Source organism: Vibrio sp. 704, assembly GCF_033339295.1.
The window spans coordinates 1-673 of record NZ_JAWOUH010000496.1; the positions used below are offsets into that span (position 1 = coordinate 1).

Here is a 673-nt window from a genome sequence, read left to right on the forward strand (position 1 = left end):
TGGGCGAATAGTCGGAACGTTCGATTTCGTGATTGCTTAATCTGTTTGATGTTCGCTAGTAAGGCATCAACTCAGCCAACTGCGACAAGCATTCTTTGTCTAGTATGGGATGAGGTTCGACACCAGTCACCAAAACAATATCCACCGACGGTAGTGGAGGCAAATCTTCTAAGATCTTCAGATCATCTGTGACACTGATTCTTCCCATCGCACCAATCGCCATGCCAGAGCGAACAATGGCTCGCTGCGCAGAAGAGGTGTTACAACAAGCTAAGAGTTGATATGGCGTTCCTCTTTTGGTCAGCGCATTAATAGCGGCGGCGTGGTATTTACAATCGGTTTGAAATAGCGCGAGAGGGATTGGCTGTGATTCGTCGATAGTGAAATCGGGGTGACTGATCCACACGCCTCTATCACTTGCGAGCCAGTATCCTTCTTCGCTATCGGGTGCACGAGTCACGATGGCGGCGTCTAATTTGCCTTCATCTAGCCATTCGCGGAGCGTCACGCTTGGCTCACTGTACACCTGGATAGAGCAGGTCGGTTCGGTTTGCTGCAATACGCGGATGAGTTTCGGCAGCAGGCTATCGTTATAGTCTTCTGGACATCCTAAACGCAGTGGGCGTTTGTTTTCGTAGCGTTTTACTTGCTTGACGGCTTGATTGTGCAAACT

At 49.5% G+C, this 673-nt stretch carries 1 protein-coding gene; it reads right to left on the reverse strand.

Annotated elements, in window-relative coordinates:
- Window positions 1–55: 55 nt before the first annotated feature.
- Window positions 56–673 (reverse strand): LysR substrate-binding domain-containing protein (locus tag R7R24_RS27345; protein WP_318120216.1); only part of this gene is annotated, 618 nt, incomplete at its 5' end.